Origin of the sequence: Inquilinus sp. YAF38, from assembly GCF_052113205.1 — a bacterium.
GTDB lineage: Bacteria > Pseudomonadota > Alphaproteobacteria > DSM-16000 > Inquilinaceae > Inquilinus.
This window is the reverse complement of record NZ_JBFRCU010000104.1, coordinates 1-24609: the sequence shown is the minus strand read 5'-3', so window position 1 is coordinate 24609 and position 24609 is coordinate 1. Positions and strand designations below refer to the sequence as shown.

Below are 24609 nucleotides of genomic sequence, written 5' to 3'. Positions count from 1 at the left end.
CCCTGGGGCCGGCAGCAGGCCCAGCCCGGCTACGGAGCGCAGCCTGGCTATGGCGCCCAGCGGGGCGGCTACGGCGCCCAGCAGGGCTACGGCCGGCCCGGCGGCGGTGGCGGCTTCATGGCCGGCGCCATGCAGACCGCGATGGGCGTGGCCGGCGGCGTCGTCCTCGGCAACCTGCTGATGGACGCCTTCACCCCCGACGTGGCCCAGGCGGCCGGGGACCTCGGCCAGGCGGCGGAGGACACCGCCGGCGACCTGGCGTCCGACGCCGGGTTCGATATGGGCGGCGACGAGCTCTGAGAGTAGTATGGGGCCCGGAGGTGCGACGCCTCCGGGCCCTCCCCTTTTTGACGTGAGCCGATCGGACGCATCGTGGAAAGCTTTGTTGCCCAGGTCACGCAGTTCATCGCCGACAACCAGGCCTGGGCGGGACCGATCCTGTTCCTGCTGGCCTTCGGCGAATCCATGGCCGTGGTCGGCCTGTTCGTCCCCTGCACCGCCCTGATGCTGGCGACCGGCGCCCTGGTCGGCGGCGGCCTGCTGCATCCCGTCCCGGTGATCCTGTGGTCGATCGCGGGCGCCGTGCTGGGCGACGCCGTCTCCTACTGGCTGGGGCAGAAGCTGGGGCCGAATGCCCGCAATGTCTGGCCGTTCTCGCGCGACCGCGCGATGATCGCCCGCGGCCGGCTGTTCTTCCGCCGCTGGGGCACCGCTTCGATCTTCCTCGGCCGCTTCCTCGGGCCGCTACGCGCCGTGGTGCCGCTGATCGCCGGGATCATGCGCATGCGCCCGGCCCGCTTCCAGATCGCCAATGTGCTGTCGGCGATCGTCTGGGTTCCCGCCATGCTGGCGCCCGGCTGGCTGGTGGCGCAGGGCGTCGGCGAGCTGGAGGGCATCGGCGAGACCCAATGGATCGTCTTGACCGGCGGCCCGCTGCTGGCCGGCGCCCTGACCCTGGCGGTCTTCGCCAAGCTCGCCTCCCGCCGCGCCGTCCCGGTCCGCATCCGCCGGAACCGGGCCGCCGGCGAGCAGGCCTGAGGAGGCAGCCATCATGGGCCTGAGCGGTGTGAAGCTCCTGATCATCGGCGCGGTRGTCGCGCTGCTGTTCCTGCCGATGCTGCTGCGCCAGGCACGGTCGATCCCGATGCTGCTGGAGCAGGCGCGCGCCGCCTTCGGCGGCGAGGAGTCGGAGACCGACCGCCCCCGGGCGGCGGAGCCGACCCGCGAGGCTCCGCGCCCGGCCAGCGTCGCCGAGCGGGCAGGCCGCGGCATCGGCCGGCTGCTGCAGCGCCTGGGCCTGTTCCGCGCCGGCTGAGACGGCGGACCGTCCGGCACAGGACGGCAGTTAACACATTGTGCAATTGTATTAATCGGCAACTGCGTTCATGCTATGTTCCATGGACAAGGCGCAGACCGATCGGATGTCGGAAGCCCCGGCCACTCCCCAGGAGGAGCGGGCGGCGCGGCATCTGCGCATGCTCGCCCGGGCGGCCGAGATCCAGATGGAGATCATGGAGGCCACCCGCACMGAGGCGGTSGAGGCGCCGCAGCCCGGTGCCGATTATTGCAAGCGGATCGCCGTGGTCGCCAAGTCGCTGCGGCAGACCCTGCTGCTGGAGGACAAGTTCGCCAATCATCGCGACGAGCGGCGCAAGGCCGCGGCGAAGCGCGAATCGGCSCAGGAGGACTGGCACGACCTGCGGGTRAAGCTGGCGATGCTGGCCGCCGCCTACGAGGTGTCGGAGGACGACGAGGAGGTCGACCGCCGCGTCGCCGAGGTCTGCGAGCGGGTGGAGCGGCCGGAGGTGGCCGAGYTGATCGCRGCCAGCCGGCCGGAGGTCGCGGTGGCGGCCCTGTGCCGGCGCTGGGGCTTCCCGCCGGAGGTGGAGCGCTGGCTGGAGATGGCCGACGAGGCCATGGAGCATTACGGCTTCATACCGCCGGAGGACGGCGAGGACGACGATCCGGAGGATCCGCCCGAGCCTCGCCCCGCTGCTCCCGGACGCCGCAAGCCGCCGGACACGGGGTGACGCGTAGGTTGGGTTCGCGCCTTCGCGAACCCAACCTACGAAAACCGGATCATTTTGCCTTTCCCGCGCCGCGGGAGAGGCCGCAGGCGCTTGCGGCCGCGGACAGGAACCCCGGCAGGCCCGGTGCCGTTGATCTGTGGTCGATCTGTCCGACACCGCCCCCTTTCCGCCGGGCGGTTCACCGTTGGAGGTCGCATGACATCGACTGCTCTACTGCCCCTGATCGGCGCGCTCCTGGTCATCGCCGGGCTGGTCTATTCGGCCTTTCAGGCCATCTGGATCGGCCGCTTCAATCGCGAGAAGCGGTCCTTCAGCCTGCGCGGCTTCGGGTTGAAGGCGAACTGGCCGGGCCTGGCGCTGATCGTCGTCGGCGCCATCCTGCTGCTGGCGCCGTCCGCCTCCACCCCCGGCTGATCCGCCGCCTAGGCGTCCTGCGAGGCGTCGGAGCCGGCGCGGCGGTGATAGAGGTCGAGCACCATCTCACGGCCGGCCGGACCCAGTAGCTCCAGCGCCGCCAGCGGATGGCGCTGCGCCTCCGGCAGCAGGTCGAGGCGGTTCAGCAGCAGCGCCACGGCGCAGGCGTCGCGGGGCGACAGCAGCCGGATATTGTCCGGGTCGGATCTGGCCAGCCCCACCAGCCGGGCGAGATGGGCCACATCCTCATCGCTAGTGCTCGACATCTTCATCTCTCCAGAGCGCGGCCGGAAATCCTACAATCAGTGTCGCATATCGGCCAGAACGCCTCATTACCGACAAAATCGCGTGTTCGGTCGGTGAAATCAGGCTAGGAGGGCTCGCATCGGATCCACAAGAAGAAGATCGAACCATGGCCGCAGCACCGGAGGGCGGGCTCCATCAGGGCCTGCAGCAGCGCCACCTCAGCATGATCGCGATCGGCGGCGTCATCGGCGCCGGCCTGTTCGTCGGCTCCAGCTCGATCATCGGCACGGTCGGCCCGGGCGCCTTCCTGACCTATGCCGTCACCGGCGTGCTGATCATCATGGTGATGCGCATGCTGGGCGAGATGGCGGCGGCCAACCCCTCCACCGGCTCCTTCTCCGATTATGCCCGGCTGGCGCTGGGCGACTGGGCCGGCTTCACCGTGGCCTGGCTGTATTGGTACTTCTGGGTGATCGTGGTCGGGTTCGAGGCGGTGGCCGGCGCCGGCCTGCTGCAGAAATGGCTGCCCGACGTGCCGCTATGGGCGGCGTCGCTGGGCCTGCTGCTGCTGATGACCGCGACCAACCTCTATTCGGTCCGCTCCTTCGGCGAGTTCGAATACTGGTTCGCCGGCATCAAGGTGGCGACCATCGCCGTATTCCTGCTGCTCGGCACCGCCTATGTCTTCGGGTTGTGGCCCGGCCACGCCATGGACTTCTCCAACCTGACGCCGGCGGCCGGGTTCCTGCCGAACGGGGTCGGCGCGATCTTCTCCGGCATCGTCGTCGTGGTGTTCTCGATGGTCGGGGCGGAGATCGCCACCATCGCCGCGGCCGAGGCCAAGGACCCGGAGCGCGCGGTGGTGAAGGCCACCCGCTCGGTCGTGGTGCGGATCCTGATCTTCTACATCGGCTCGGTGTTCCTGCTGACCGTGATCCTGCCCTGGAACAGCCTGGCGCCGAGGGAATCGCCCTTCGTCGTCGCCTTCGCGCGGATGGGCATCCCCTGGGCCGCGGACCTGATGAACGCCGTGGTGCTGACCGCGGTGCTGTCCTGCCTGAACTCCGGCCTCTACACCGCCTCGCGCATGCTGTTCGTGCTGGCCGGCCGGCGCGAGGCCCCGGCCGGCCTGACCCGCACCACCAAGGGCGGCGTGCCGGCGCGGGCGATCCTGGCCTCGACCCTGATCGGCTACCTCTCGGTCGTCGCCGCCTATGTCTCGCCGGACACGGTGTTCCTGTTCCTGCTGAACTCCTCCGGCGCCGTCATCCTGTTCGTCTATCTGATGATCGCCGTGTCGCAGCTGGTGCTGCGGCCGCGCACGCCGCCGCAGCGGCTGCGGGTCAAGATGTGGCTCTACCCGGTGCTCACCCTGCTCACCATCGCCGGCATGGCCGCGGTGCTGGTGGCGATGTGGTTCCAGCCCGACACCCGGTCGCAGATCCTGCTCAGCCTGGCCTCGGCCGCTGTGGTGGTCACCGCCTGGGGGCTGCGGCGGGCCGTGTTCGGGCGCAGCATCCCGGCAGCAGCGGAGTAGCAGTTGGATGCGCGTTGCCTCTCCCGCTTGCGGGAGAGGTCGGAGACGCGAAGCGGCTCCGGGTGAGGGCTCTTTGTCGAGGCCGGGGCCAACCCTCACCCGGTCTCGCTACGCGAGCCCGACCTCTCCCGCCAGGCGGGAGAGGCAATGTAAGCAAACCTTGCTTGAAGGTTGCATTCTTCCCAAAGAGAAAGGGCCCCTCGCGGGGCCCTTTCGTTCCGGACCGAGGTCCGGTTCAGTTCTTGGCCTTGTCGACCAGCTTGTTCTTGGCGATCCACGGCATCATCGCGCGCAGCTTCTCGCCGACCTTCTCGATGTCGTGCTCGGCCTGGCGGCGGCGGGTGGCCTTGAAGCTGGCCTGGCCGACCTTGTTCTCGAGCATCCAGTCGCGGGTGAAGCGGCCGGACTGGATGTCCTCCAGCACCCGCTTCATCTCCTTCTTGGTCTCCGACGTGATGATCCGCGGGCCGGTGACGTAGTCGCCGTATTCCGCGGTGTTGGAGATCGAGTAGCGCATGTTGGCGATGCCGCCCTCATACATGAGGTCGACGATCAGCTTGACCTCGTGCAGGCACTCGAAATAGGCCATCTCCGGCGCGTAGCCGGCCTCGACCAGGGTCTCGTAGCCGGCCATGATCAGAGCGGTCAGGCCGCCGCACAGCACCACCTGCTCGCCGAACAGGTCGGTCTCGCACTCTTCCTTGAAGGTGGTCTCGATGATGCCGGCGCGGCCGCCGCCGATCGCCGAGGCATAGGACAGGCCGATGTCGAGCGCGGCGCCGGTCGAATTCTGGTCGACCGCGATCAGGCACGGCACGCCGCCGCCCTTCTGGTACTCGGAGCGCACGGTATGGCCGGGGCCCTTCGGCGCCACCATGAACACGTCCAGGTCCTTGCGCGGCACGATCAGGTTGAAGTGCACGTTCAGGCCGTGCGCGAAGGCGATGGCGGCGCCTTCCTTCATGTTCGGCGCCAGGTCGCGGGCATAGATGTCGGCCTGCAGCTCGTCCGGCGTGCACATCATCAGCACGTCGCCCCAGGCCGCGGCCTCGGCCGGCGACATCACGGTGAAACCGGCGGCCTCGGCCTTCTTCACGGTCGGGCTCTCGGGGCGCAGCGCGATGCGCACATCCTTGACGCCGCTGTCGCGCAGATTGGCGGCATGGGCATGGCCCTGGCTGCCATAGCCGACGATCACCACCTTCTTCGACTTGATCAGGTTCACATCCGCGTCGCGGTCGTAATAAACGCGCATAGCTCTGTCCTCTCACACAGGGCCGGGCGGCCCGGCCTTTCTTCTAGATGACGGAAACCGCCGGCTGCTGGCAACCGGCAGCAAGGGGTTCAGACGGCGGTCAGGAGCCCTTCGGGGCCCCGGGCGATGGCGACCACGCCGGTCCGGCTGACATCGACCAGCCCGAGCGGGATCATCAGCTGGATGAAGGCGTCGATCTTCTGGGACGAGCCGGTGACCTCGAAGACGAAGCTCTCGGTCGTCGAATCCACGGCCCGGGCCCGGAACACGTCGGCGATGCGCAGGCTCTCGATGCGCTTGTCGCCGGCGCCGCGGACCTTGACCAGGGCCAGCTCGCGCTCCACGGCCGGGCCATCCATGGTCAGGTCGTGCACGCTGTGCACCAGCACCAGCCGGTCCAGCTGGGCCTTGATCTGCTCGATGATCATCGGCGTGCCGGAGGTGACGACGGTGATGCGGGACAGGTCCCGCGCCGCGTCGACCTCGGCCACGGTCAGGCTCTCGATGTTGTAGCCGCGGCCGGAGAACAGGCCGATGACGCGGGCCAGCGCGCCCGGCTCGTTGTCGACCAGCACGGCGATGGTATGGGTTTCGATCTGGGTCTGCGGGGTCATGGTCGTTCCAAGAAGGTCACGAGACGAGAGTCGCGGCCATCCCCCAGTTCTCAGGGGACGGCCGCGGCGAAGGGCGTCGTCCGCGCCTTATACGAGCACCATCCCCTCCTCCGAGGTCGGCTTGGCGGCCTGGTCGGACGGCCCCAGCAGGATCTCGTTATGGGCGGCGCCGCCCGGGATCATCGGGAAGCAGTTCTCCAGCTTGGAGACCTGCATGTCGACGACCACCGGCCCCTTGATCCGCAGCATCTCGCGGATCACGTCGTCGGCCTCGCCCATGCAGGTGGCGCGCAGCCCGGTCAGGCCGAAGGCCTCGGCCAGCTTGACGAAGTCGGGCAGCGCCTCGGAATAGCTCTCGGAATAGCGCTCGCCATGCAGCAGCTCCTGCCACTGCCGCACCATGCCCATCCAGAAGTTGTTGACGATGAAGATCTTCACCGGCAGCCGGTACTGGGCGATGGTCGACAGCTCCTGGATGTTCATCAGCGTCGAGGCCTCGCCACCGACATCGATGACCAGCGCCTCGGGATGGGCGATCTGCACCCCGACCGCGGCCGGCAGGCCGTAGCCCATGGTGCCGAGCCCGCCCGAGGTCATCCAGCGGTTCGGCTTCTGGAACGGGATCAGCTGCGCCGCCCACATCTGGTGCTGGCCGACCTCGGTGGTGATGTAGACGTCGTCGCGGTCGGCGGTCAGCTCGGCCAGGCGCTTGATCGCGTATTGCGGCTTGATCACCGCGTCATGCGACTTGTCCTGGCTGAAATGCAGGCAGTTGCGCGCCTGCCATTGCCGGATCTGGCCCCACCAGCCGGCGATCGCCTTGTCGCGCGGCTTGTAGCCGCGGCGCTTCCACACCTCGACCATCCCCCGGATCACGCGGCCGGCGTCACCGACGATCGGCAGGTCGACATGGACGTTCTTGTTGATCGAGGACGGGTCGATGTCGACATGGATCTTGGTCGACCCCGGCGAGAACGCGCTGATCTTGCCGGTCACCCGGTCGTCGAAGCGCGAGCCCAGCGCGACCATCAGGTCGGCGCCGTGCATCGCCAGGTTGGCCTCGTAGGTGCCGTGCATGCCAAGCATGCCCAGGAACCGCGGGTCCGACGCCGGCAGGGCGCCCAGGCCCAGCAGGGTCGAGGTGCAGGGGAAGCCGGTCAGCTCGACCAGCTCGCGCAGCGCCGCGGACGCGTCCGGGCCGGAGTTGATGATGCCGCCGCCGGTGTACAGGATCGGCCGCTCGGCCTTGGCCATCAGGTCGACCGCCTGCTCGATCAGCGCCGGGTCGGGCTCGGTCCGCGGCCGGTAAGTACGGTGCTCGACATGCTCCGGCGGGGTGTAGATGCCGTCGGCGAACTGCACGTCCTTCGGCAGGTCGACCACCACCGGGCCGGGCCGGCCGCTGCGGGCGACGTAGAAGGCCTCATGCAGGATACGGGCGACGTTGTTGGCGTCCTTCACCAGATAGTTGTGCTTGGTGCAGGGCCGGGTGATGCCGGTGGTGTCGGCTTCCTGGAACGCGTCGTTGCCGATCAGATGGGTCGGCACCTGCCCGGTCAGGCAGACGATGGGGATCGAATCCATCAGCGCGTCGGTCAGGCCGGTGACCGCGTTGGTCGCGCCCGGGCCGGAGGTTACGAGGACGACGCCGACCTTGCCGGTCGAGCGGGCGTAGCCTTCCGCTGCGTGCACCGCCGCCTGTTCATGCCGGACTAGGATGTGGCGGATCGCGTTCTGCTTGAAGATCGCGTCGTAGATCGGAAGGACAGCCCCGCCCGGATACCCGAAGATAACCTCTACGCCCTGGTCCCGAAGGGCACGCAGGACGATTTCGGCTCCGGTCAGCGTTTCTGTCGACATCGTAACCTCTGTTGCGGCCCCCTCCGGGCCGCGGCGTTCAACGTTGGGGATCAACGAGGGTCGGCAAGCTAGACGGCCGATTCCGGCAGGTCAACCGGAAATGCGAAGAAAGCGCAAAGTTTCAGCTGCAATTTTTTCCGAATATTGCGCGCGAGCGACATGGCTGCGTTGCACCCTTGCGTTTTCGACCGGCAGCTGGTTCCGGAACCAGGTGGTCTGGCGCTTGGCCAGGTTGCGCGTCGCCTGCTGCGCCCGGGCGATCGCGGCCTCGAGGTCGATCTCGCCGCGCAGATGCGCCGCCAGCTCCGGCGCCCCGACCGCCTTCATCGCCGGCAGCTCCGGGTCCAGTCCCAGCGCCAGCAGCGCCCGCGCCTCCTCCAGCGCACCGGCCGCGATCATCGCCCGGAAGCGGCCGTCGCAGGCGGCGTAGAGTTCGTCGCGCGGCGGCGCCAGCACGACCCAGTCGAACACCATCCCAGGCGGCGGGCCGGACCCGGCCTCGAGTTGCCAGTCGGCGAGCGAGCGGTTGGTCGCGACCATCACCTCCCAGGCCCGGATCATCCGCTGGCTGTCGCCAGGCGCGAGGCGCTGCGCCATCTTCGGGTCCCAGCGCATCAGCTCGGCATGGAAGGCCTCGCCGCCCAGGGTCTCGTGCAGCTCGACCGTGGCGCGGCGGATCTCCTCCGGCACCGGCGGGACCGGGCTCAGCCCCTCGGTCAGGGCGCGCAGGTAGAGGCCGGTGCCGCCGACCACGATCGGCCGCTTGCCGACCTTCTGCGCCAGCCCGATCTCGGCCAGCGCCATGTCGCACCAGGCGGCGGCGGAGCAGCGGGTGGCCGCCGGCAGTACGCCGTACAGCCGGTGTGGCGCCCGCGCCAGGTCGGCCGGGCCGGGCCGGGCGGTGAGGATCGCCAGCTCGGCATAGACCTGCATGCTGTCGGCATTGATCACCACGCCGTCCAGCGCCTCCGCCAGATCCAGCGCCAGCGCCGATTTGCCGCTGGCGGTCGGCCCGCCGACGATGATGACGGCGGGGGTATCGGACGCATGCGCGGCCATCGTCATCCTTCACCTCGACCCGGCGCCTGGGCGCAACGCGCGGGACAATATCGACCGCGATCCTATATGTCTCGCACGGCGACAGGCCGGGAGCCCGCCCCAGGAGACGCGATGCGACTGTTCAAATGCCAGCACTGCCATCAGGTGCTGTACTTCGAGAACGGCGCCTGCGAGCGCTGCGGCCGGACGCTTGGCTATCTGCCGGATCTCGGAACGATGAGCGCGGTGGAGCCGGACGGGCAAGTCTGGGTCGCGTTGGCCAATTCACGCTCGCGCCACCGCTTCTGCGCGAACTGGGAACAGCACGCCTGCAACTGGATGGTGCCCGCCGATGGTGAGGAGGCTTTCTGCATCGCCTGCCGGCACAACCGCATCATCCCCGACCTGTCGGATCCGGACAATCATCGCCGCTGGCAGAAGATCGAACAGGCCAAGCGGCGGCTGTTCTATTCCCTGATCAAGCTGTCCCTGCCGATCCCGACCGCCGCCAGCGGCGACCCCGAGCCGCTGATGTTCGACTTCCTGTCCGACCCCGCCGCCGGCGCGCCGAAGGTGATGACCGGGCACGACAACGGCCTGATCACCCTGTCGCTGAAGGAGGCGGACGACGCCGCGCGGGAAGCCACGCGGGATGCGATGGGCGAGCCCTATCGCACCCTGCTCGGCCATTTCCGGCACGAGGTGGGCCACTACTACTGGGACCGGCTGGTCCGCGATGGCGGTGAGGTGGACAGCTTCCGCGCCCTGTTCGGCGACGAGCGGGCGGATTATGGCGCCGCGCTCCAGGCCTATTACGACCAGGGCGCCCCGGCCGGGTGGCAGCAGGGCTTCGTCAGCACCTATGCCACGGCGCATCCCTGGGAGGATTGGGCCGAGACCTGGGCGCATTACCTGCACATCGTCGACACGCTGGAGATCGCCGGCGCCTTCGGCATCGGGGTCAGCCCCGGCATCACCGACGACCCGGCGCTGGAGACCGAGATCCGGTTCGACCCGCACCGAGTCCGCGACGTGCAAACGCTGATCGACGCCTGGCTGCCGCTGACTTATGCGGTCAATTGCCTGAACCGCTCGATGGGCCAGCCGGACCTTTACCCCTTCGTCATCGGCCCCCGCGTGGTCGAGAAGATGGGCTACATCCACGATCTGATCCATCGATCCGGGCGAGACCCGTCAAAGCGCGCATAGACAGGGACGGCGGCGCTGCGGCATAGACGGTCGCCTGCCCTGGGAGATGCGCCGCGCCATGGATCTCGTCCTCACCCTCACCACCGCCCCGGACCAGCCTGCCCTCGACGATGCCCTGACCCGCCATGTGCGCAACGCGCTGGCGATCGCCGGCGGGTCGCCGGGGGCGGTCGACTGGCTGGCTCCCGGCATCGCCTGCGACATCGCCTTCACCGCGGCCGACGCCAAGGCAGCGCAGGCGGCGGCGCGGCTGTCGCTGGCCGGGCAGCCGGTCGACGCCAATGTCGTGGGGGCCGAGGGGCGCCGCAAGCGCCTGCTGGTCGCCGATATGGACGCCACCATCGTCGAGGCCGAGACGCTGGACGAACTGGCGGCGCTGGCCGGCGTCGCCGACCAGGTGGTGCCGATCACCGAGCGGGCGATGCGCGGCGAGATCGCCTTCCGCGAGGCGGTGATCGAGCGCGTAGCCCTGCTGGAAGGCCAGCCCCGGTCGATCATCGACCGCGCCTTGGCCGATCTGCGCTACACCCTCGGCGGCCGCACCCTGGTGGCGACGATGCGGGCGAACGGCGCCTATTGCGCCCTGGTCTCCGGCGGCTTCGACGCCTTCACCCGCCCGGTGGCCGCCGCGGTCGGCTTCGACCGGTCGGAGGGCAACCACCTGATCGAGGCCGACGGCCGCCTGACCGGCCGGGTGCGCGAACCGATCCTGGGCAAGGACGCCAAGCGCGTCTTCCTGGAGCAGATGGCGGCGGAGCATGGCCTGAGCCTCGCCGACAGCATCACCGTCGGCGACGGCGCCAACGACATCCCGATGCTGCAGGCCGCCGGCCTGGGCGTCGGCTTCCGGGCCAAGCCGCTGGTGCGCGAATCGGTGCCAGTCTCGATCGCACATGGCGACCTGACCGCCCTCCTCTACCTGCAGGGCTACCGCGCGGCGGAGTTCGTGGCGGGCTAGGCGACAACAAGGATAAATGCTCCCGATGAGCTCCATCCTTTCACTGTCATGCCCGGGCTTGACGCGGGCATCCAGAGGCTTTCGACATCCTCTGGATTGCCGGGTCAAGCCCGGCAATGACACGTTGTGATTCAGCTCATGCTGAAAGCGGCCTAGGCGTGTACCGCAAGATCGCCTCCGTCGGCGGGCTGACGCTCGCCAGCCGCGTGCTCGGCCTGGTCCGCGACCAGATCATCGCCGCGGTGCTGGGGGCCGGGCCGATCGCGGATGCGTTCTTCCTGGCCAATCGCCTGCCGAACCATTTTCGGTCGCTGTTCGCCGAGGGCGCCTTCAACATCGCCTTCCTGCCGGCCTTCACCACCACGCTGCAGCGCGACGGCAGGGCCAAGGCTCTGGCGCTCGCCGAGCAGGTGCAGGCGATCCTGCTGGCCGTGCTGCTGGTCGTGCTGGTCGCGGCCCTGGCCGCCATGCCCTGGCTGATCTCGGTGATGGAGCCGGGCGGCACCGCGGCGGCGCAGACCGAGCTGAAGGTCGAGCTGACCCGGATCACCTTCCCCTATCTGCTGTTCATGTCGCTGGTGTCGCTGCAGGGCGGCGTGCTGAACGGGCTGGGCCGGTTCGGCGCCGCCGCGGCCGCGCCGATCCTCTTGAACCTGTTCATGATCGGCGCGGTGCTGGGGCTGACGCCGTTCCTGCCGACCGCCGGCCACGCTTTGGCGTGGGGTGTGTTCCTGTCCGGCATCGCCCAGTTCCTGTACCTGGAATGGGACATCCGACGGGCCGGCGTCTCGCTGCGCCTGGTCCGCCCTCGCCTGTCGCCCGGCGTACGCCGCTTCTTCCGGGCGCTGGGGCCGGCGACGCTGGGCGCCGGCATGGCCCAGATCAGCGTCTTCGCCGACACCATCATCGCCCAGGCGCTGCCGACCGGCGCCCAGTCCTACCTGAACTATGCCGACCGGCTGAACCAGCTGCCGCTCGGCGTCATCGGCATCGCCGTCGGCACGGTGCTGCTGCCGGAGGTGACGCGCCGCCTGGCCGCCGACGACCATCAGGGCGCCCTGGCCAGCCAGAACCGGGCGGTCGAGCTGACTCTGGCCCTCACCCTGCCCTTCGCCATCGCCTTCCTGGTGGCGGCGGAGCCGATCCTGGCGGCGATGTTCGAGCGCGGCCGGTTCACCGCCATCGACAGCCACCAATCGGCTCTGACCCTGACCGCCTACGCCTTCGGCCTGCCGGCCGTGGTGCTGGTGCGGTGCCTGCTGCCCGGATTCTACGCCCGCGGCGACACGGCGACGCCGGTCAAGATCGCGGTCGCCACGGTGGCGCTGAATGTCGGGCTGAAGATCGCGCTGATGGATTCGCTGTCGCAGGTCGGCCTCGCCATCGGCACCTCGGCCGGGGTGTGGCTGAACATCATCCTGTTGACCTGGGTGCTGCACCGCCGCGGCCATTTCCAGCTCGACGCCGCGGCCCGGCGGCGGCTGCCGCGCATGGTGCTGGCCGGGCTGGTAATGGCGGCGGCGCTGTGGGGTTTGCTGGTGCTGGCCGCGCCCGCCCTCGCCGGCCGCTCCAACCTGCTGGCGGTCGCCACCGTGCTCAGCGTGCTGGCGGTGGCCGGCCTGATCTACCTCGCCGCCCTGTTCGGGCTCGGCGCGTTGCGGATGGAGGATCTGCGGCGGCTGCGCCGGCGGGGATAGGGGCAGCACCAATAGGAAGAGGGCGCTGCCAAGCGAGCAGCGCCCTCAACATGTTCTCGGATCATGCCCCTTTATTGTCATCGCCGGGCTTGACCCGGCGATCCCGGGGCCACCCAGTGCGGCATCGACATTCCCTGGATGCCCGGGTCAAGCCCGGGCATGACAGGTGAGGTTGGTCTGGCCTTACCCAGCCTCAGCCCGGCCCTACCGGCAGGGCGACGAAGCGCAGGTCGCCACCGCTCTCGACCAGCAGCAGCACCGATTTGCGGCCGCCCTCGCGGGCCTCGGTGACCTTCTTGGCGACATCGTCCGGGGCCGCCACCTCGGTCTGGCCGACCTCGACGATCACGTCGCCGGGCTTCAGCCCCTTCTCCGCCGCCGGCGACCCTCCGGTAACGGCGGTGACCACCACGCCCTTCTGGTCATCGGCCAGCGAGTACTGCTTCTTCAGCGCGTCGGTCAGTGCCGACAACGTCACTCCGAGCGTGTCGAGTTCCTGCGGCTTGTTGGCGTCGGACTGGCTGTCCGTGGTCGAGGCCAGGAGGCCGGATTCCTCGGCCGCCTCAAGCTCGCCCAGCGTCACCGGCAGATCCTTGCGGGCGCCCTTGCGCCAGACCTGGACCGAGGTCTGCTTGTCGACCGGCGTGTCGGCGACCACGCGCGGCAGGCGCCGGCTCTCGCTGATCGGCTTGCCGTCGAACTGCAGGATGACGTCGCCGGTCTCGATCCCGGCCTTGGCCGCGGGGCCGCCCTCGGTGACCCCAGCCACCAGCGCGCCTTCCGGCTTCTGCAGGCCCAGGCTCTCGGCGATCTCCGGCGTCACCGACTGGATCCGGACGCCGAGCCAGCCGCGCTTGGTGCGGCCGAACTCGATGATCTGGTCGACCACGCCGCGGGCCAGCGCCGACGGAATTGCGAAGCCGATGCCCACCGAGCCGCCCGAGGGCGAGTAGATCGCAGTGTTGATGCCGATCACCTTCCCATCCATGTTGAACATCGGGCCGCCGGAGTTGCCGCGATTGATGGACGCATCGGTCTGCAGGAAGTCGTCATAGGGCCCGGCGTTGATCTCGCGCGACCGGGCCGAGATGATGCCGGCAGTGACGGTGCCGCCGAGGCCGAAGGGATTGCCGATCGCCAGCACCCAGTCGCCGACCCGCATCACGTCGCTGTCGCCGAAATCGACGAAGGGCAGCGGCTTGTCGGTCTCGACCTTCAACACCGCCAGATCGGTCTTGTCGTCGCGACCGATCAGCTTGGCCACAAGGCTGGTGTTGTCGTGCAGGACGACGGTGATCTCCTCGGCGCCCTCGATGACATGGTAGTTGGTGACGATGAAGCCATTGGCCCGGACGATGAAGCCGGAGCCGAGCGCCGTGGCGTTGCGCGGCCGCTGCGGGCGCTCGGCGCCGCCCTGGCCGCGGCGATTGAAGAAGTCGCGGAAGAACTCGTCGAACGGCGATCCCGGCGGGAATTGCGGCATCTCCGGCAGGTCCTGGCCGTCCTGGACCTTCTGGGTGGTCGAGATGTTGACCACCGCCGGCACCAGCTTCTCGGCCAGGTCGGCGAAGCTGTCGGGCGCCGGCGCGGCACGAGCCGCGGCTGCGGCCATCAGCATCGCCGCCACAACCAGCACCGTCGCGGCCCAGCGCAGCAGGGCGGTCTCTCCCACGGCGCGGGCGACGGCGACGGGGCCGGTCGGGCGGCGGGCAATCGGTCTGGTCACGAACGCTCTCCCTCGCTCAAAGCACGACGCCGGCCCCATACGGGAGGCCGGCGTCCATCATCATACACCCGATCGTGGCGAGATCCGGGCCTGCATCAGCCGGGGCTCGCCGGTGCCGCAGGCGCCGGCTGGGCCGGCGTCTCGGGAGCCGGAGCCGGTGCTGCCGGTGCCGAGGACTCCGGACCGGCGCCCGACGGGGTCTGCTGGGTCACCGCCGGCACCAGGCCGCGGCCGGTGGCGTCGTTGAAGTACTTGAAGAAGTCGCCCTTCGGCGACAGCACCAGGGTGGTGCCGGTCGACCCCAGCGCGTTCTGATAGGCCTGCAGGCTGCGGTAGAAGGAGAAGAACTGCGGATCGGCGCCGTAGGCCTCGGCCTGCACCTTGATCGCCTCCGCGTCGCCCTGGCCGCGCAGCTCCTGCGCCTTGCGCTCGGCATCGGCCAGCAGCACGGTCACGTCGCGGTCGGCCCGCGACTTGATCTGCAGCGAATATTCCTGGCCCTGGGCGCGGTACTGCGCCGCCTCACGCTCGCGCTCCGACTTCATGCGGTCGTAGACCGACTGCACCGTGCCTTCCGGCACGTCGGCGCGGACGATGCGGACGTCGACGATCTCGATGCCCAGCGGCTTGGCGTTGGCTTCGACGCTGTCGCGGATCGACCGCATGATCGGCCCGCGCTGCTCCGACAGCACGTCGAGCTGGTTGTAGTTGCCCAGCACGTTGCGCAGCGCGTTGTTGACGAAGCTGTTGATGCGCGTGCCCGCGATGGTCTCGTTGCGCACCGACTGGAAGAACAGCAGCGGGTCGGCGATGCGGTAGCGGGCATAGCTGCCGACGTCGAGCCGGCGCTGGTCGGACAGGATCACCTGCTCGACCGGCGGGTCGACGTCGAGCACGCGCTTCTCGTAGAACTGGACGTTCTGGACGACCGGCAGCTTGAACTTCAGCCCCGGCTCGGATTCGATCTTCACCACTTCGCCGAACTGCAGGACCAGCGCCTGCTCGTTCTGGTTGACAGTGTAGAGAGAGTCGGTGAGCACCAGGCCGATGACGACGATGGCGGCGCCGACGGCAGCGAGCTTGAGGTTCATCTCACTTCGCTCCCGGCTGCGTTGTGGGGCGACCCATCAGCTCGTTCAGCGGCAGGTAGGGCAACACCCCCTGCCCGCCGACGGCGTCGTCGATCATGATCTTGTTCGAGCTCTTCAGCACGGTCTCCAGCGTCTCGAGATAGAAGCGCTCGGCCGTGATCGCCGGGGCCAGGCGATAGGATGCCAGCACCGAGGTGAAGCGCGCCGCATCGCCGCGTGCCCTGGCCACCACCTGCTCGCGATAGCCTTCCGCCTGCTGCGCAACCTGCTCCGCCTGGCCGCGGGCCCGCGGCACGACGTCGTTGCGGTAGGTCTCGGCGTCGTTGCGCAGCTGATCCTGGTTCTGACGCGCGCTCTGCACGTCGTCGAAGGAGGCGATCACCTGCTGCGGCGGTGCCACCTTCTGCAGCTGCACCTGGTCGATCACCACGCCTGCCCCGCGGCTGCCGGGGGTGCCGTAGCTGTCGAGGGTCGCCTGCAGCAGCTGGCGGGCGGATTGTTCGATCTGGCCGCGCGCCTCGTTCAGCGCCGGCTGGATCTCGGTGTTGCCGATCACCTCGCGCATGGCGCTCTCGGCCGCCACCTTCACGGTGCCGTCGGCGTTCTTGATGTTGAACAGGTAAGCGACCGGGTCGGAGATGCGCCACAGGACGATGAAATCGATGTCGATGATGTTCTCGTCCTTGGTCAGCATCTGGCTTTCGTCCGGCACGTCGCGGTTGCCGGCGCGGCCTTCGCTGCTGAAGCCGATCTCGATCCGGTTCTGCGTCGTCACCGACGGCTTGGTCACCGTCTCGATCGGCGCCGGCAGGTGATAGCGCAGGCCGGGCTGCTCGGTCCTGACATAGGCGCCGAATCGCTGGACCACGCCCAGCTCATCGGGCTGCACCCGGTAGATGCCGGTCAGGAGCCAGCCGATGATGATGACGACGATGGCGATCAGGATGCCGCGGCCGCCGCCGAAGCCCTTGGGCATGACCTGGCGGAACCGGTCCTGGCCGCGGCGGATCATCTCCTCGATGTCGGCCTGGCTCGGCCCGCCGCCACGTCCCCAGGGATTCTGTCCGCCGCCTTGCGGTGATCCGCCCCAGGGGCCGCCGCCGCCGCCACCCCCACCGCCTTGATTACTCCACGGCATCCAGTTCCCTTCCCCCGTCGACCGCCCTGTCATCCCGGGCGCCGGATGCTATATCTCGGCGCGACGGGCAGCAAATGTGGAGCCTGTCATATTGGACAAAGGGCAGGAAGTTCAACCATGGCGACAGGCCGGACGACGGTGACCGAGGCCGCGGTGCGCGAGGCGCTGGGCAAGGTGCGGGACGAGGAGCGCGGCGGCGATCTGGTCGGCCTGGGCATGATCTCCGGCCTGACCCTGCGCGACGGCCATGTGCTGTTCTCGATCGAGGTCGATCCGCAGCGCGGCCCGGCCCTGGAACCCTTGCGCCAGGCGGCGGAGAAGGCGGTGGCTGCGATCCCCGGCGTGCTGTCGGTGACTGCTGTCCTGACCGCTCATCGCGGCTCCGGTGCCGCGGCCCCGGCCACCCCGCAAGCCGCCCAGGCCCGGCCCGCCGCGCCGGGTGGGGCACAAAGCCGCAAGCTGCCGGTGGCCGGGATCGGGTCGATCATCGCCGTCGCCTCGGGCAAGGGCGGCGTCGGCAAGTCGACCACGGCAGTCAACCTCGCTCTCGGCCTGGCGGCCCTCGGCCTCAAGGTCGGGCTGCTCGACGCCGACATCTACGGCCCTTCGATGCCGCGGATGACCGGGATCACCGGCAAGCCCAACTCGCCCGACGGCAAGAGCCTGGACCCGAAGGAGAATTACGGGCTGAAGGTGATGTCGATCGGCTTCCTGATCGACGAGGAGACGCCGATGATCTGGCGCGGGCCGATGGTGCAGTCGGCACTGTCGCAGATGCTGCGCGACGTCAATTGGGGCACGCTCGACGTGCTGGTGGTCGACATGCCGCCGGGGACCGGCGACGCCCAGCTGACCATGGCGCAGCAGGTGCCGCTGGCCGGCGCCGTGATCGTGTCGACGCCGCAGGACATCGCCCTGCTCGACGCCCGCAAGGGCCTGAACATGTTCCGCAAGGTCGATGTCCCGGTGCTCGGGATCATCGAGAACATGAGCTATTTCTGCTGCCCGAACTGCGGCCACCGCACCGACATCTTCAGCCATGGCGGCGCGCGCGCCGAGGCGGAGAAGCTGGGCTGCGACTTCCTCGGCGAGATCCCGCTCGACATCGTGATCCGCGAGACCTCGGATTCCGGGCAGCCGATCGTGGTCTCGGCGCCGGACAGCCCGCATTCCGAGGCCTATCGCGGCATCGCCGCGCGGGTGTGGGCCAAGCTGCGCTCCGGTGCCGGCCCCGTCGCCCCCCGGATCGTGATCGAGTGAGCCGGGCACGACGTCACCACCTCGCCACAAATCGATCCGATAAGAGGCCGAACCGAACGGCGCCGGGATCGACCGGACGCCCCCTCGGAGTGGGAGAGTGATGGGACCCTTCTGCCGGATCGCGGCCTTGGCCTTGCTCGCAACCGGACTCACGGTTGCGGCGCGGGCCCAGGCCTTGCCGGATTCGGTCGAGATCCAGAACCGGCGGAGCGGCACGGTCGAGGATCTGCGCCTCTCGCCCGATTTCGAGAGCTCCTGGGGTTACAACCGGCTGCGCGCGGCACCGCTGGCGCCGGGAGCCTCGGCCCGGATCCCGACCGAGGATCTGCGCGGCGGCTGCTATTTCGACGTCAAGGTGCGCCAGAAGGACGGCGCCGAGGCCGAGTATTGGAGCCTCAATCTGTGCAGCCGGCCCGTCATCGATCTGGAATGATCGACCTGGAGTGATCGGTCAGGGCGCGCCGCCGGCTTGGCGCCCCTGGTTCCAGAGCGGCATCGGATTGGCCGGCGTCGACGTGCCGACCGGCTTGGCCTGGCCTTTCAGGAAGTCGCGGATCGCCTGAGCCGTGGCCGGCGTGGTCAGAGTCTCGTTCTGCAGCTTCGGCAGCACGTCGCGGCGGAAGTCGGTGATGTCCTGGCGCTGCTGCGGCGTCGTCGCCTGGGCGTCGAGATCCTTCAGATACTGGGTCATGCCGTGCGCCCCGCCCTCCGGGAACAGCACGCCCTGGCCCTGCTCCGACCACTTCAGGAAGGACTCCAGCCAGCCTGGCACCGCCAGCTGCCGCGAGCCTTCGGCGTCGCTGTAGGTGCGGACGGCCGTCTCGCTGTCCTGCACCGCCTTTGAGACTCCACGCGGCGTCTGCTTGGACTTGCCCGGCGGGTCGATCTTGACCTGGCCGCGGAACTCCAGCGACAGCGCGCCCGGCAGGAAGGGCAGGCGCAGCGCCGGCAGCTTGAACGACCCGGTGATGCGCGTCGCCTCGGCCACGAAGGAGGCCATCGGGCCGGCGAGCCGGCGGTACATGTTGACCTCTGACGGCACCGCGGGCACGCGCCGGGTGCGGCCGCGATCGCCGCCCAGCACGCCCGGCAGGTGGCCCGACACGGCGTCCGGCAGCGCCTCGTTCACCGTGTTCCGGGCCTGGTACGCCGCGTTGGCGCGGATCTGGTCGGGGTTGGGCAGGCTGTCCGGCAGGCCGGGGATGCGCCCGGTCGGGTAGCGGTCGTTGAAGATGAAGTCGGCATTGGCCGCGTCGGGGTGCCACTGATAGTCCTTGCCGGTCAGCAGATCGACATACTGCTCCGCCGGCTTGCCGGTGACCGCCGACAGCCGCATGCCGCTGGCCCGGCCGGGCACGTAGGACTGCGCCGCATTCGGGTCGATCTTCCCGGTCCCGACCAGGCCCTGGATGGTCGCGAGGTCGGGTGCCGAGTCCAGGAGAAGCTGCCTGGTGTCGTCGTCCACCACGATCCGGGTCCGCATCGACAGCCGCTCATAGGTGGCCTGCATCTGTTCCCAGGCCTGCTGCGACAGCCTGGTGCCCTTCGGGATGGTGACGGTGATGTTGTCCTCCGGCCGCCGCTCGGCGCCGACGCGCCAGATCTTGTTCAGCCCGGGGATCAGGTTGGTCCAGGCGCGCGGCCGCAGCCCGGCCTTCTGCTCCTCCATCAGCTTGGTGAAGCTGATGTCGTTCGGCACTTCGACGAAGGCGTCGGTGTCCTTGCCGGCGACGGAGCCCAGCAGGTCCATCTCGCCCGGCTCGAGCCGGACGGCCTGCGCGTCCGGCAGCATGGCGCCCCAGTTCAGCTCCATCACCGTGCCGCTGCCGTCGGCCGCCTCGCCGACCGTGCGCACGCCCTGCAGCGTCGGCAGGAAATCGGCCTTCACCTCGGTCGCGTCGGTGGCGAGCAGGGCCTGTTCGCCCTGCTTCAGCACGGTCGAGCCCTTGATCTGGAACACCGTCTGGTTGGAGGTCGGCATCAGCCCCGCCTCCTTGAGCGTGACGTTGCGGTATTCGCGCGGCCGCTGCGATACCGTCAGCTCCTTGCCCAGCGTCAGCCGCAGCGGCTTGGTCGACCCCATCACCAGGCTGTCGATGACGGACTGCCCGATGGCCCGGTAGTTGGTCTTGGTGCTGATCGCCCCGCCGAAGGACGCCATCGTCGGCTGGCCGAGCTGCGGGGCGCCCGCCGCATCCGTGGCCGGATCCGCGCTGCCGAGAATCCGGACCTGGGCGCCGAGGCGGAATTCCGGCCCCTTGTTCTGCCAGCCCCAGAGCTTCGGGACATCGCCCTCCTGCCGCACGCCGCCATCGGTCTGCAGCATGTCGCGGCGGTCGGCGACCCGCTGCATCATCTGCGGGTGCATGGCGATGTTCTGGGCGGTGCCCGGCACCGCCCCCATCACAGACGAGATCGCCTCGTCCCGGTTCATGTGGCGGCCTTCGGTCAGCTGCGCCACCAGCTCGGCGCCGCCGAGATTGCTGACCACGTCGTTGCTGAACTGGGCGGTCACGCCCAGCCGCGACAGGCGGGTGACGTCGCCCGCCGCCTGCTGGGTCGCCTGGGTGGTCCCGGTCGCCGCCGGGCTGACCACGCGCTGGATCGGGATCGCGCCCGAGACCGCGCCGGTCACCGGGGCAGTCGCCAGGTAGATGCCCTGGGTCTTGGCTGAATTCAGCATCTGCTGCCCGCCCTCGGCGGTGAACAGCATGTTGTCGAAGGCCAGCCTTGTAGCGTCGGAGGCGAGCTGGCCGGTGCCGTTCACCACCTGCCCGGCCGTGCCGCCGGCCGATGTCGCGAGGATCCGCGCGCCCAGATTCGGCAGCGCGGTGGCGCCGAGCCGGGTGCCGACGGCGGCGGTGACCTTCATGCCGGCGGTCGTCGCCCCGGCGGTGCTGATCGACGACACCGCGTCGATCGCGGTGTCCTTCAGCGCCGCCTTGGTGTGGTCCCAGCTGACGCCGGCGCCGTCGCCCTTGGCGCCGTCCCAGCCGGCCGCATCCATGCCGAAACCGATGATCGAGCTGTGGCCGTCGGCATACATGTCCTTGCCCTGGGCCAYGGCGCTGATATCGTCGGCCGCGTCGATCAGCTCATAGGTGCCGAATCCCGCGGCGAATCCGGCCACGACATTGCCGCCGGTGGCCGCCGTGGTGACGATGCCGACCGTCGTCGCCGCGACCACCCGGCCGACCTCGCCGATCGTGTTCCAGGTCTTGTCGCTGTCCTCCATCGCCTTGGCGTGGTCCTGGAACTCCTGGTCGAAGTTCCCGAGAACGGCGTTCACCTTCTGCTCGTATTGCGGCTGCGGCAGCCCGGTGTCGTTGGCCTTCAGCTGCTTCAGGTCGTCGAGCTTGTCTTCCAGGAAATCCTGGAACTCCTCGCCCGAGCTCTTGCCCGGCGTGATCCAGCCCCAGCCCTTGCGGACAAAGCCCTGGTCGTCGAGCTTGTGGTTGACCTTGTCGAGATCGCTCTGGATCGCCGCGATGCTCTGGTCCAGCGTCGTGTTGCGCGACTTCTGCTGGACCTCGCCATCGACCTGGGTCAACGCGTCCTTCGTCTCCAGCGACAGCCGGTCGGTGCCGACCGCCCAACTGTTCAACGCCTGCAGCTTCGCCTGCTGGTCGGCGGTGAGCTGAAGCTGGCCGTTGGCGTCGAGCTTGACGGTCTGGCGCAGCTCGCCGGCGATCGCCGACTGCACCGTGTCCCAGTTGCGCTGGCTCGCCGCCGAGGTCGCGCCATTCTGCCGATCATAGGCGAGTGCGGCGTCGATCGCGCTCTCGGTCTGTGCGCTGACCGGCGACTTCCCCTGCTGGAAATAGATCTCGCCCGGATGGATTAGGTTGGGATTGCCGAACTGGCCGTTGTTCGGAACCCCGTCGGATCCGACCAGCCGCTCGAGCGCGTCGCCGGGCCGCACCTGACCCGCCGTCTCGTAGCCATGCGATTCCGGCGGGCGCCCCTCGGCCGCAGACCGAGCCGCCAGAGCCCGGCGCACCGCCGCCTGGAAGTCGGGTTCGGGGTTGGGCCGGACCGGGTTGGCAGACCGTGGGTTGCGCTCGATCGGCTTCAGCATGACGTCCCGCCGTCTTCGTGGACCGGTCGGGAAGCCTAGGAAACTTGCGTGACACCGTTATTTCATATGTATGACAAAGAGGACGCCGCACTCGAAATAGGATTTTTATCAACGAAGCTTAAACGATGGCGATCTTCATCGAACCGTCATCTTTCTGAGGCTGACCCTCGCTTATGGTGCCGCCGGCTGGAAAAATGGAGGCCGCAATGGCGATCGAGGTCGACAAGGACGGGCGTCTGCTCAAGGTCGAGAACGGCGTCACGACCTATGTGCCCACCGGGCAGCAGCAGCAATGGCAGGCGTCGGTCCAGGCCGCGATGCAACGCAACGGCATCGACCCGAACCAGGCCTCGAACATGCGGTTCCTGATCGCCGAGAAGGGCGATTCGCAATGGTCGATGGCAGAGCAGGTCGGCTCCCCGTGGTCCGAGATGACCGCCCACAACAATTTCGCGAATGACGATCTGATCCAGATCGGCGAGGCCGTGACGGTGCCCGCGCCCACCGCCGAGGGCGCCGGGGCCATGGGTCCCCAAGGCCGCGACGCCTTCGCCCAAAGCATCGAGACCCGCGCCAACCACGCCGCGAACGCCGATTCCGGCACCGCCGTCCAGCAATGGGACGGGATCGACGCCGATATCGGGACTTATCTGAACTCGGTGCCGCAGGACGACTTCGTCCAGGCCACCTTCGACCTGGTCGGCTACGACTACGCCGCCGAGGGCTCAGGCCACGCGCGCAGCTTCGTGATCAACCACGCCCTCGACGCGCTGGGCACCGACAAGGCTGCGCAGCAGCAGCTGGTCAGCCAACTGCTGACCCAGACCTGGCCGACCAACGGCGACGACATCAAGGCCGACGTCACCCAGATCGCGCGCGAGCGCGGCCTGAAGACCGACGGGACCTGAGGCGTCAGGCCGGGCGGTCCAGCACCGCCATCAGCTCGCGCCATTCGCGCGGGCTGAGGCCACTGTCCGGCTGTGCCACCGCCTCGCCCGCCAGCATCCGGCGCAGCACGGTCAGGCCGGGGGCCGAGATCGTGGCCGCGTTCATCCGGTAGTCGCGGAACGCCTGGGCGGTCAGCGGCACCCAGCGCTCCATCCCGTCCAGCATCACATCGGCATAGGCGCGGATCTCGTACTGTGCGTGGGGATCGGCCCGCAGCCTCAGGAAATGCATGAGGTTGTGCAGATCCGTCTTCCAGTACCACTGGGTGTAGGTGTTGAGCGTCAGGTTCATCCGCGCCAGCTCGCGCGCCAGGCCCTGGCGATTCGGGTCGACCGGCTCGGCGCCGTCGATCTCCTCGTTCAGCATCCAGGCATAGTCGCGCCAGCAGCGCTCCGCGTCTTCGCGCAGCAGATCGAGCACCTGCGACGCCTCCTCACCCTGCAGCACCGCGTCGCGGCCCTGCCGGTTGCTGCTGGACTGCGCCGCCAGATGCTCCGGCGCCGGCAGGTAGAACTCCCGGTCGAGGATCGAATAGCGGGCGGAATACTCGTTCACATTGGCGGTGCGGTGCCGGATCCACTGCCGGGCGACGAAGATCGGCAGCTTCACATGGTACTTGATCTCGCACATCTCGAACGGCGTGGTGTGCCAGTGCCGCATCAGGTAGCGGATCAGCCCCTCATCCTCCGACACCTTCTTGGTGCCGCGGCCGTAGGAGACGCGGGCCGCCTGCACCACTGCCGAATCATCGCCCATATAGTCGATCACCCGCACGAAGCCGTGGTCGAGCACGGGCAGCGGCTCGAACAGGATCTCCTCCAGCGCCGGCACGGTGGCGCGGCGGGTGGCGAAGGTGGCCGAGCGGATCTGGTCCAGCTCCGCGCGCTGGTCGGCGGTGATCGTCATGGCGTCAGGTTTCTGTCAGAGAATTTCCAGATAGTGTAGCCGCGCCGGGTTCCGGGACCAAGGGCTGGTGCAATCCGGTGCGGGCCATGGCCGCCACACTCCACAAATTTAAGGCAATTGCATCCCAGAACAGTCTCATTATCCTGTTGGGAATCATCTTTTCCCATTTCCATTGCGGGGATATTCGGCATGCCCAATCCGACCGATCCGCTTTTCGCTCAGCAATGGCATCTCAACGGCGCCTGGGGCATCAATCTCGGCGATCTTTGGGACGAGTTCACCGGCAACGACGTGGTCGTCGCCGTGCACGACCAGGGCATCGACTTCGCCCATCCCGACCTGAACGGCAATCTCGACACCGCGCACAGCTTCAACGCCGCGACGGGCGGCACGGGCGGCGCGCCGGTGTCGGCCGACGACAACCATGGCACCGCCGTCGCCGGCATCATCGCCGCGGAGCGCAATGGCGTCGGCGTGGTCGGCATCGCCTATGGCGCGACACTGCTGTCCTATTACGACCCGCTGTTCTTCGACACGCTGCCGACGGCCGCGGCGAACGCACGCAACCATGCGGCGACCGATGCCGATGTGCTCAACAACAGCT

The 24609-nt window shown here is 68.8% G+C and carries 23 protein-coding genes; 13 read left to right on the top strand and 10 right to left on the bottom strand.

Annotated features, from left to right (window positions below; translation table 11 throughout):
• From AB4Z01_RS31275 to AB4Z01_RS31255, 5 genes are all read left to right on the top strand, one after another.
• Positions 1-300: DUF2076 family protein (locus AB4Z01_RS31275; RefSeq protein WP_441700201.1), on the top strand; the 300-nt coding region annotated here is incomplete at its 5' end.
• Between the two features lie 72 nt (positions 301-372).
• A complete protein-coding gene (locus AB4Z01_RS31270) occupies positions 373-1038 on the top strand; it encodes a DedA family protein (protein ID WP_441700200.1) in 666 nt (221 codons plus the stop codon).
• A gap of 13 nt (positions 1039-1051) precedes the next feature.
• Positions 1052-1315: a hypothetical protein gene (locus AB4Z01_RS31265; protein WP_441700199.1), complete on the top strand. Its 264-nt coding sequence runs from the start codon at positions 1052-1054 to the stop codon at positions 1313-1315.
• Positions 1316-1397: 82 nt separating this feature from the next.
• The gene (locus AB4Z01_RS31260) at positions 1398-2030 is read left to right on the top strand and encodes a hypothetical protein (protein WP_441700198.1); all 633 of its coding nucleotides are present in this window, start codon (positions 1398-1400) and stop codon (positions 2028-2030) included.
• Positions 2031-2225: 195 nt separating this feature from the next.
• Positions 2226-2444, top strand: coding sequence for a hypothetical protein (locus AB4Z01_RS31255; RefSeq protein ID WP_441700197.1), 219 nt, complete (start codon positions 2226-2228; stop codon positions 2442-2444).
• A gap of 8 nt (positions 2445-2452) precedes the next feature.
• Here AB4Z01_RS31255 and AB4Z01_RS31250 read toward each other — a convergent pair whose 3' ends face one another.
• A complete protein-coding gene (locus AB4Z01_RS31250; protein WP_441700196.1) occupies positions 2453-2710 on the bottom strand; it encodes a hypothetical protein in 258 nt (85 codons plus the stop codon).
• A 146-nt stretch (positions 2711-2856) separates the two neighbouring features.
• On the opposite strand from AB4Z01_RS31250, the gene AB4Z01_RS31245 reads away from it, so the two are divergent.
• Positions 2857-4227, top strand: coding sequence for an amino acid permease (locus AB4Z01_RS31245; protein ID WP_441700195.1), 1371 nt, complete (start codon positions 2857-2859; stop codon positions 4225-4227).
• A gap of 235 nt (positions 4228-4462) precedes the next feature.
• Here the strand turns inward: AB4Z01_RS31245 and ilvC are convergent, their stop codons facing one another.
• The 4 genes from ilvC to miaA all read right to left on the bottom strand — a co-directional run bounded on the left by ilvC (position 4463) and on the right by miaA (position 9015).
• On the bottom strand, positions 4463-5482 hold the full coding sequence (gene ilvC, locus AB4Z01_RS31240; protein ID WP_441700194.1) for a ketol-acid reductoisomerase: 1020 nt from the start codon (positions 5480-5482) through the stop codon (positions 4463-4465).
• A gap of 89 nt (positions 5483-5571) precedes the next feature.
• Positions 5572-6096 carry an acetolactate synthase small subunit gene (ilvN, locus tag AB4Z01_RS31235; RefSeq protein WP_138886755.1) on the bottom strand — a complete coding sequence of 175 codons (525 nt, stop codon included), beginning with the start codon at positions 6094-6096 and terminating at the stop codon, positions 5572-5574.
• Between the two features lie 87 nt (positions 6097-6183).
• Complete coding sequence (locus tag AB4Z01_RS31230; RefSeq protein ID WP_441700193.1) at positions 6184-7956, bottom strand: acetolactate synthase 3 large subunit; 1773 nt, start codon at positions 7954-7956, stop codon at positions 6184-6186.
• 90 nt (positions 7957-8046) lie between these two features.
• Positions 8047-9015 carry a tRNA (adenosine(37)-N6)-dimethylallyltransferase MiaA gene (gene miaA / locus AB4Z01_RS31225; protein WP_441700192.1) on the bottom strand — a complete coding sequence of 323 codons (969 nt, stop codon included), beginning with the start codon at positions 9013-9015 and terminating at the stop codon, positions 8047-8049.
• Between the two features lie 111 nt (positions 9016-9126).
• On the opposite strand from miaA, the gene AB4Z01_RS31220 reads away from it, so the two are divergent.
• From AB4Z01_RS31220 to murJ, 3 genes are all read left to right on the top strand, one after another.
• Positions 9127-10203 carry a zinc-binding metallopeptidase family protein gene (locus AB4Z01_RS31220; RefSeq protein ID WP_441700191.1) on the top strand — a complete coding sequence of 359 codons (1077 nt, stop codon included), beginning with the start codon at positions 9127-9129 and terminating at the stop codon, positions 10201-10203.
• Positions 10204-10261: 58 nt separating this feature from the next.
• Positions 10262-11161, top strand: a complete 900-nt coding sequence (gene serB / locus AB4Z01_RS31215) for a phosphoserine phosphatase SerB (protein ID WP_441700190.1) — start codon at positions 10262-10264, stop codon at positions 11159-11161.
• A gap of 158 nt (positions 11162-11319) precedes the next feature.
• Positions 11320-12858, top strand: a complete 1539-nt coding sequence (murJ, locus tag AB4Z01_RS31210) for a murein biosynthesis integral membrane protein MurJ (RefSeq protein WP_441700189.1) — start codon at positions 11320-11322, stop codon at positions 12856-12858.
• A gap of 193 nt (positions 12859-13051) precedes the next feature.
• Here murJ and AB4Z01_RS31205 read toward each other — a convergent pair whose 3' ends face one another.
• From AB4Z01_RS31205 to hflK, 3 genes are read right to left on the bottom strand one after another with little or no spacing between them, the layout of a single operon-like run.
• Positions 13052-14623 (bottom strand): DegQ family serine endoprotease, encoded by a 1572-nt coding sequence (locus tag AB4Z01_RS31205; RefSeq protein WP_441700188.1) that lies wholly within the window; start codon positions 14621-14623, stop codon positions 13052-13054.
• A gap of 56 nt (positions 14624-14679) precedes the next feature.
• Positions 14680-15675, bottom strand: coding sequence for a protease modulator HflC (gene hflC / locus AB4Z01_RS31200; RefSeq protein ID WP_441700187.1), 996 nt, complete (start codon positions 15673-15675; stop codon positions 14680-14682).
• A gap of 1 nt (position 15676) precedes the next feature.
• Entirely contained in the window at positions 15677-16813 is a 1137-nt protein-coding gene (gene hflK / locus AB4Z01_RS31195) for an FtsH protease activity modulator HflK (RefSeq protein WP_441700186.1), read from the bottom strand.
• A gap of 117 nt (positions 16814-16930) precedes the next feature.
• Here hflK and apbC point away from each other — a divergent pair, with 117 nt between their 5' ends.
• Together apbC and AB4Z01_RS31185 are read left to right on the top strand one after the other, a co-directional pair.
• Complete coding sequence (apbC, locus tag AB4Z01_RS31190; RefSeq protein WP_441700185.1) at positions 16931-18073, top strand: iron-sulfur cluster carrier protein ApbC; 1143 nt, start codon at positions 16931-16933, stop codon at positions 18071-18073.
• Between the two features lie 127 nt (positions 18074-18200).
• A complete protein-coding gene (locus tag AB4Z01_RS31185) occupies positions 18201-18506 on the top strand; it encodes a hypothetical protein (protein WP_441700184.1) in 306 nt (101 codons plus the stop codon).
• Between the two features lie 18 nt (positions 18507-18524).
• Here AB4Z01_RS31185 and AB4Z01_RS31180 read toward each other — a convergent pair whose 3' ends face one another.
• Entirely contained in the window at positions 18525-22151 is a 3627-nt protein-coding gene (locus AB4Z01_RS31180) for a hypothetical protein (protein ID WP_441700183.1), read from the bottom strand.
• Between the two features lie 206 nt (positions 22152-22357).
• Here AB4Z01_RS31180 and AB4Z01_RS31175 point away from each other — a divergent pair, with 206 nt between their 5' ends.
• Positions 22358-23059 (top strand): LysM peptidoglycan-binding domain-containing protein, encoded by a 702-nt coding sequence (locus AB4Z01_RS31175; protein ID WP_441700182.1) that lies wholly within the window; start codon positions 22358-22360, stop codon positions 23057-23059.
• A gap of 4 nt (positions 23060-23063) precedes the next feature.
• Here AB4Z01_RS31175 and thyX read toward each other — a convergent pair whose 3' ends face one another.
• Positions 23064-24005, bottom strand: a complete 942-nt coding sequence (thyX, locus tag AB4Z01_RS31170) for an FAD-dependent thymidylate synthase (protein ID WP_441700181.1) — start codon at positions 24003-24005, stop codon at positions 23064-23066.
• A gap of 189 nt (positions 24006-24194) precedes the next feature.
• Between thyX and AB4Z01_RS31165 the strand changes: the two genes are divergently transcribed.
• Positions 24195-24609: S8 family serine peptidase (locus AB4Z01_RS31165; protein WP_441700180.1), on the top strand; the 415-nt coding region annotated here is incomplete at its 3' end.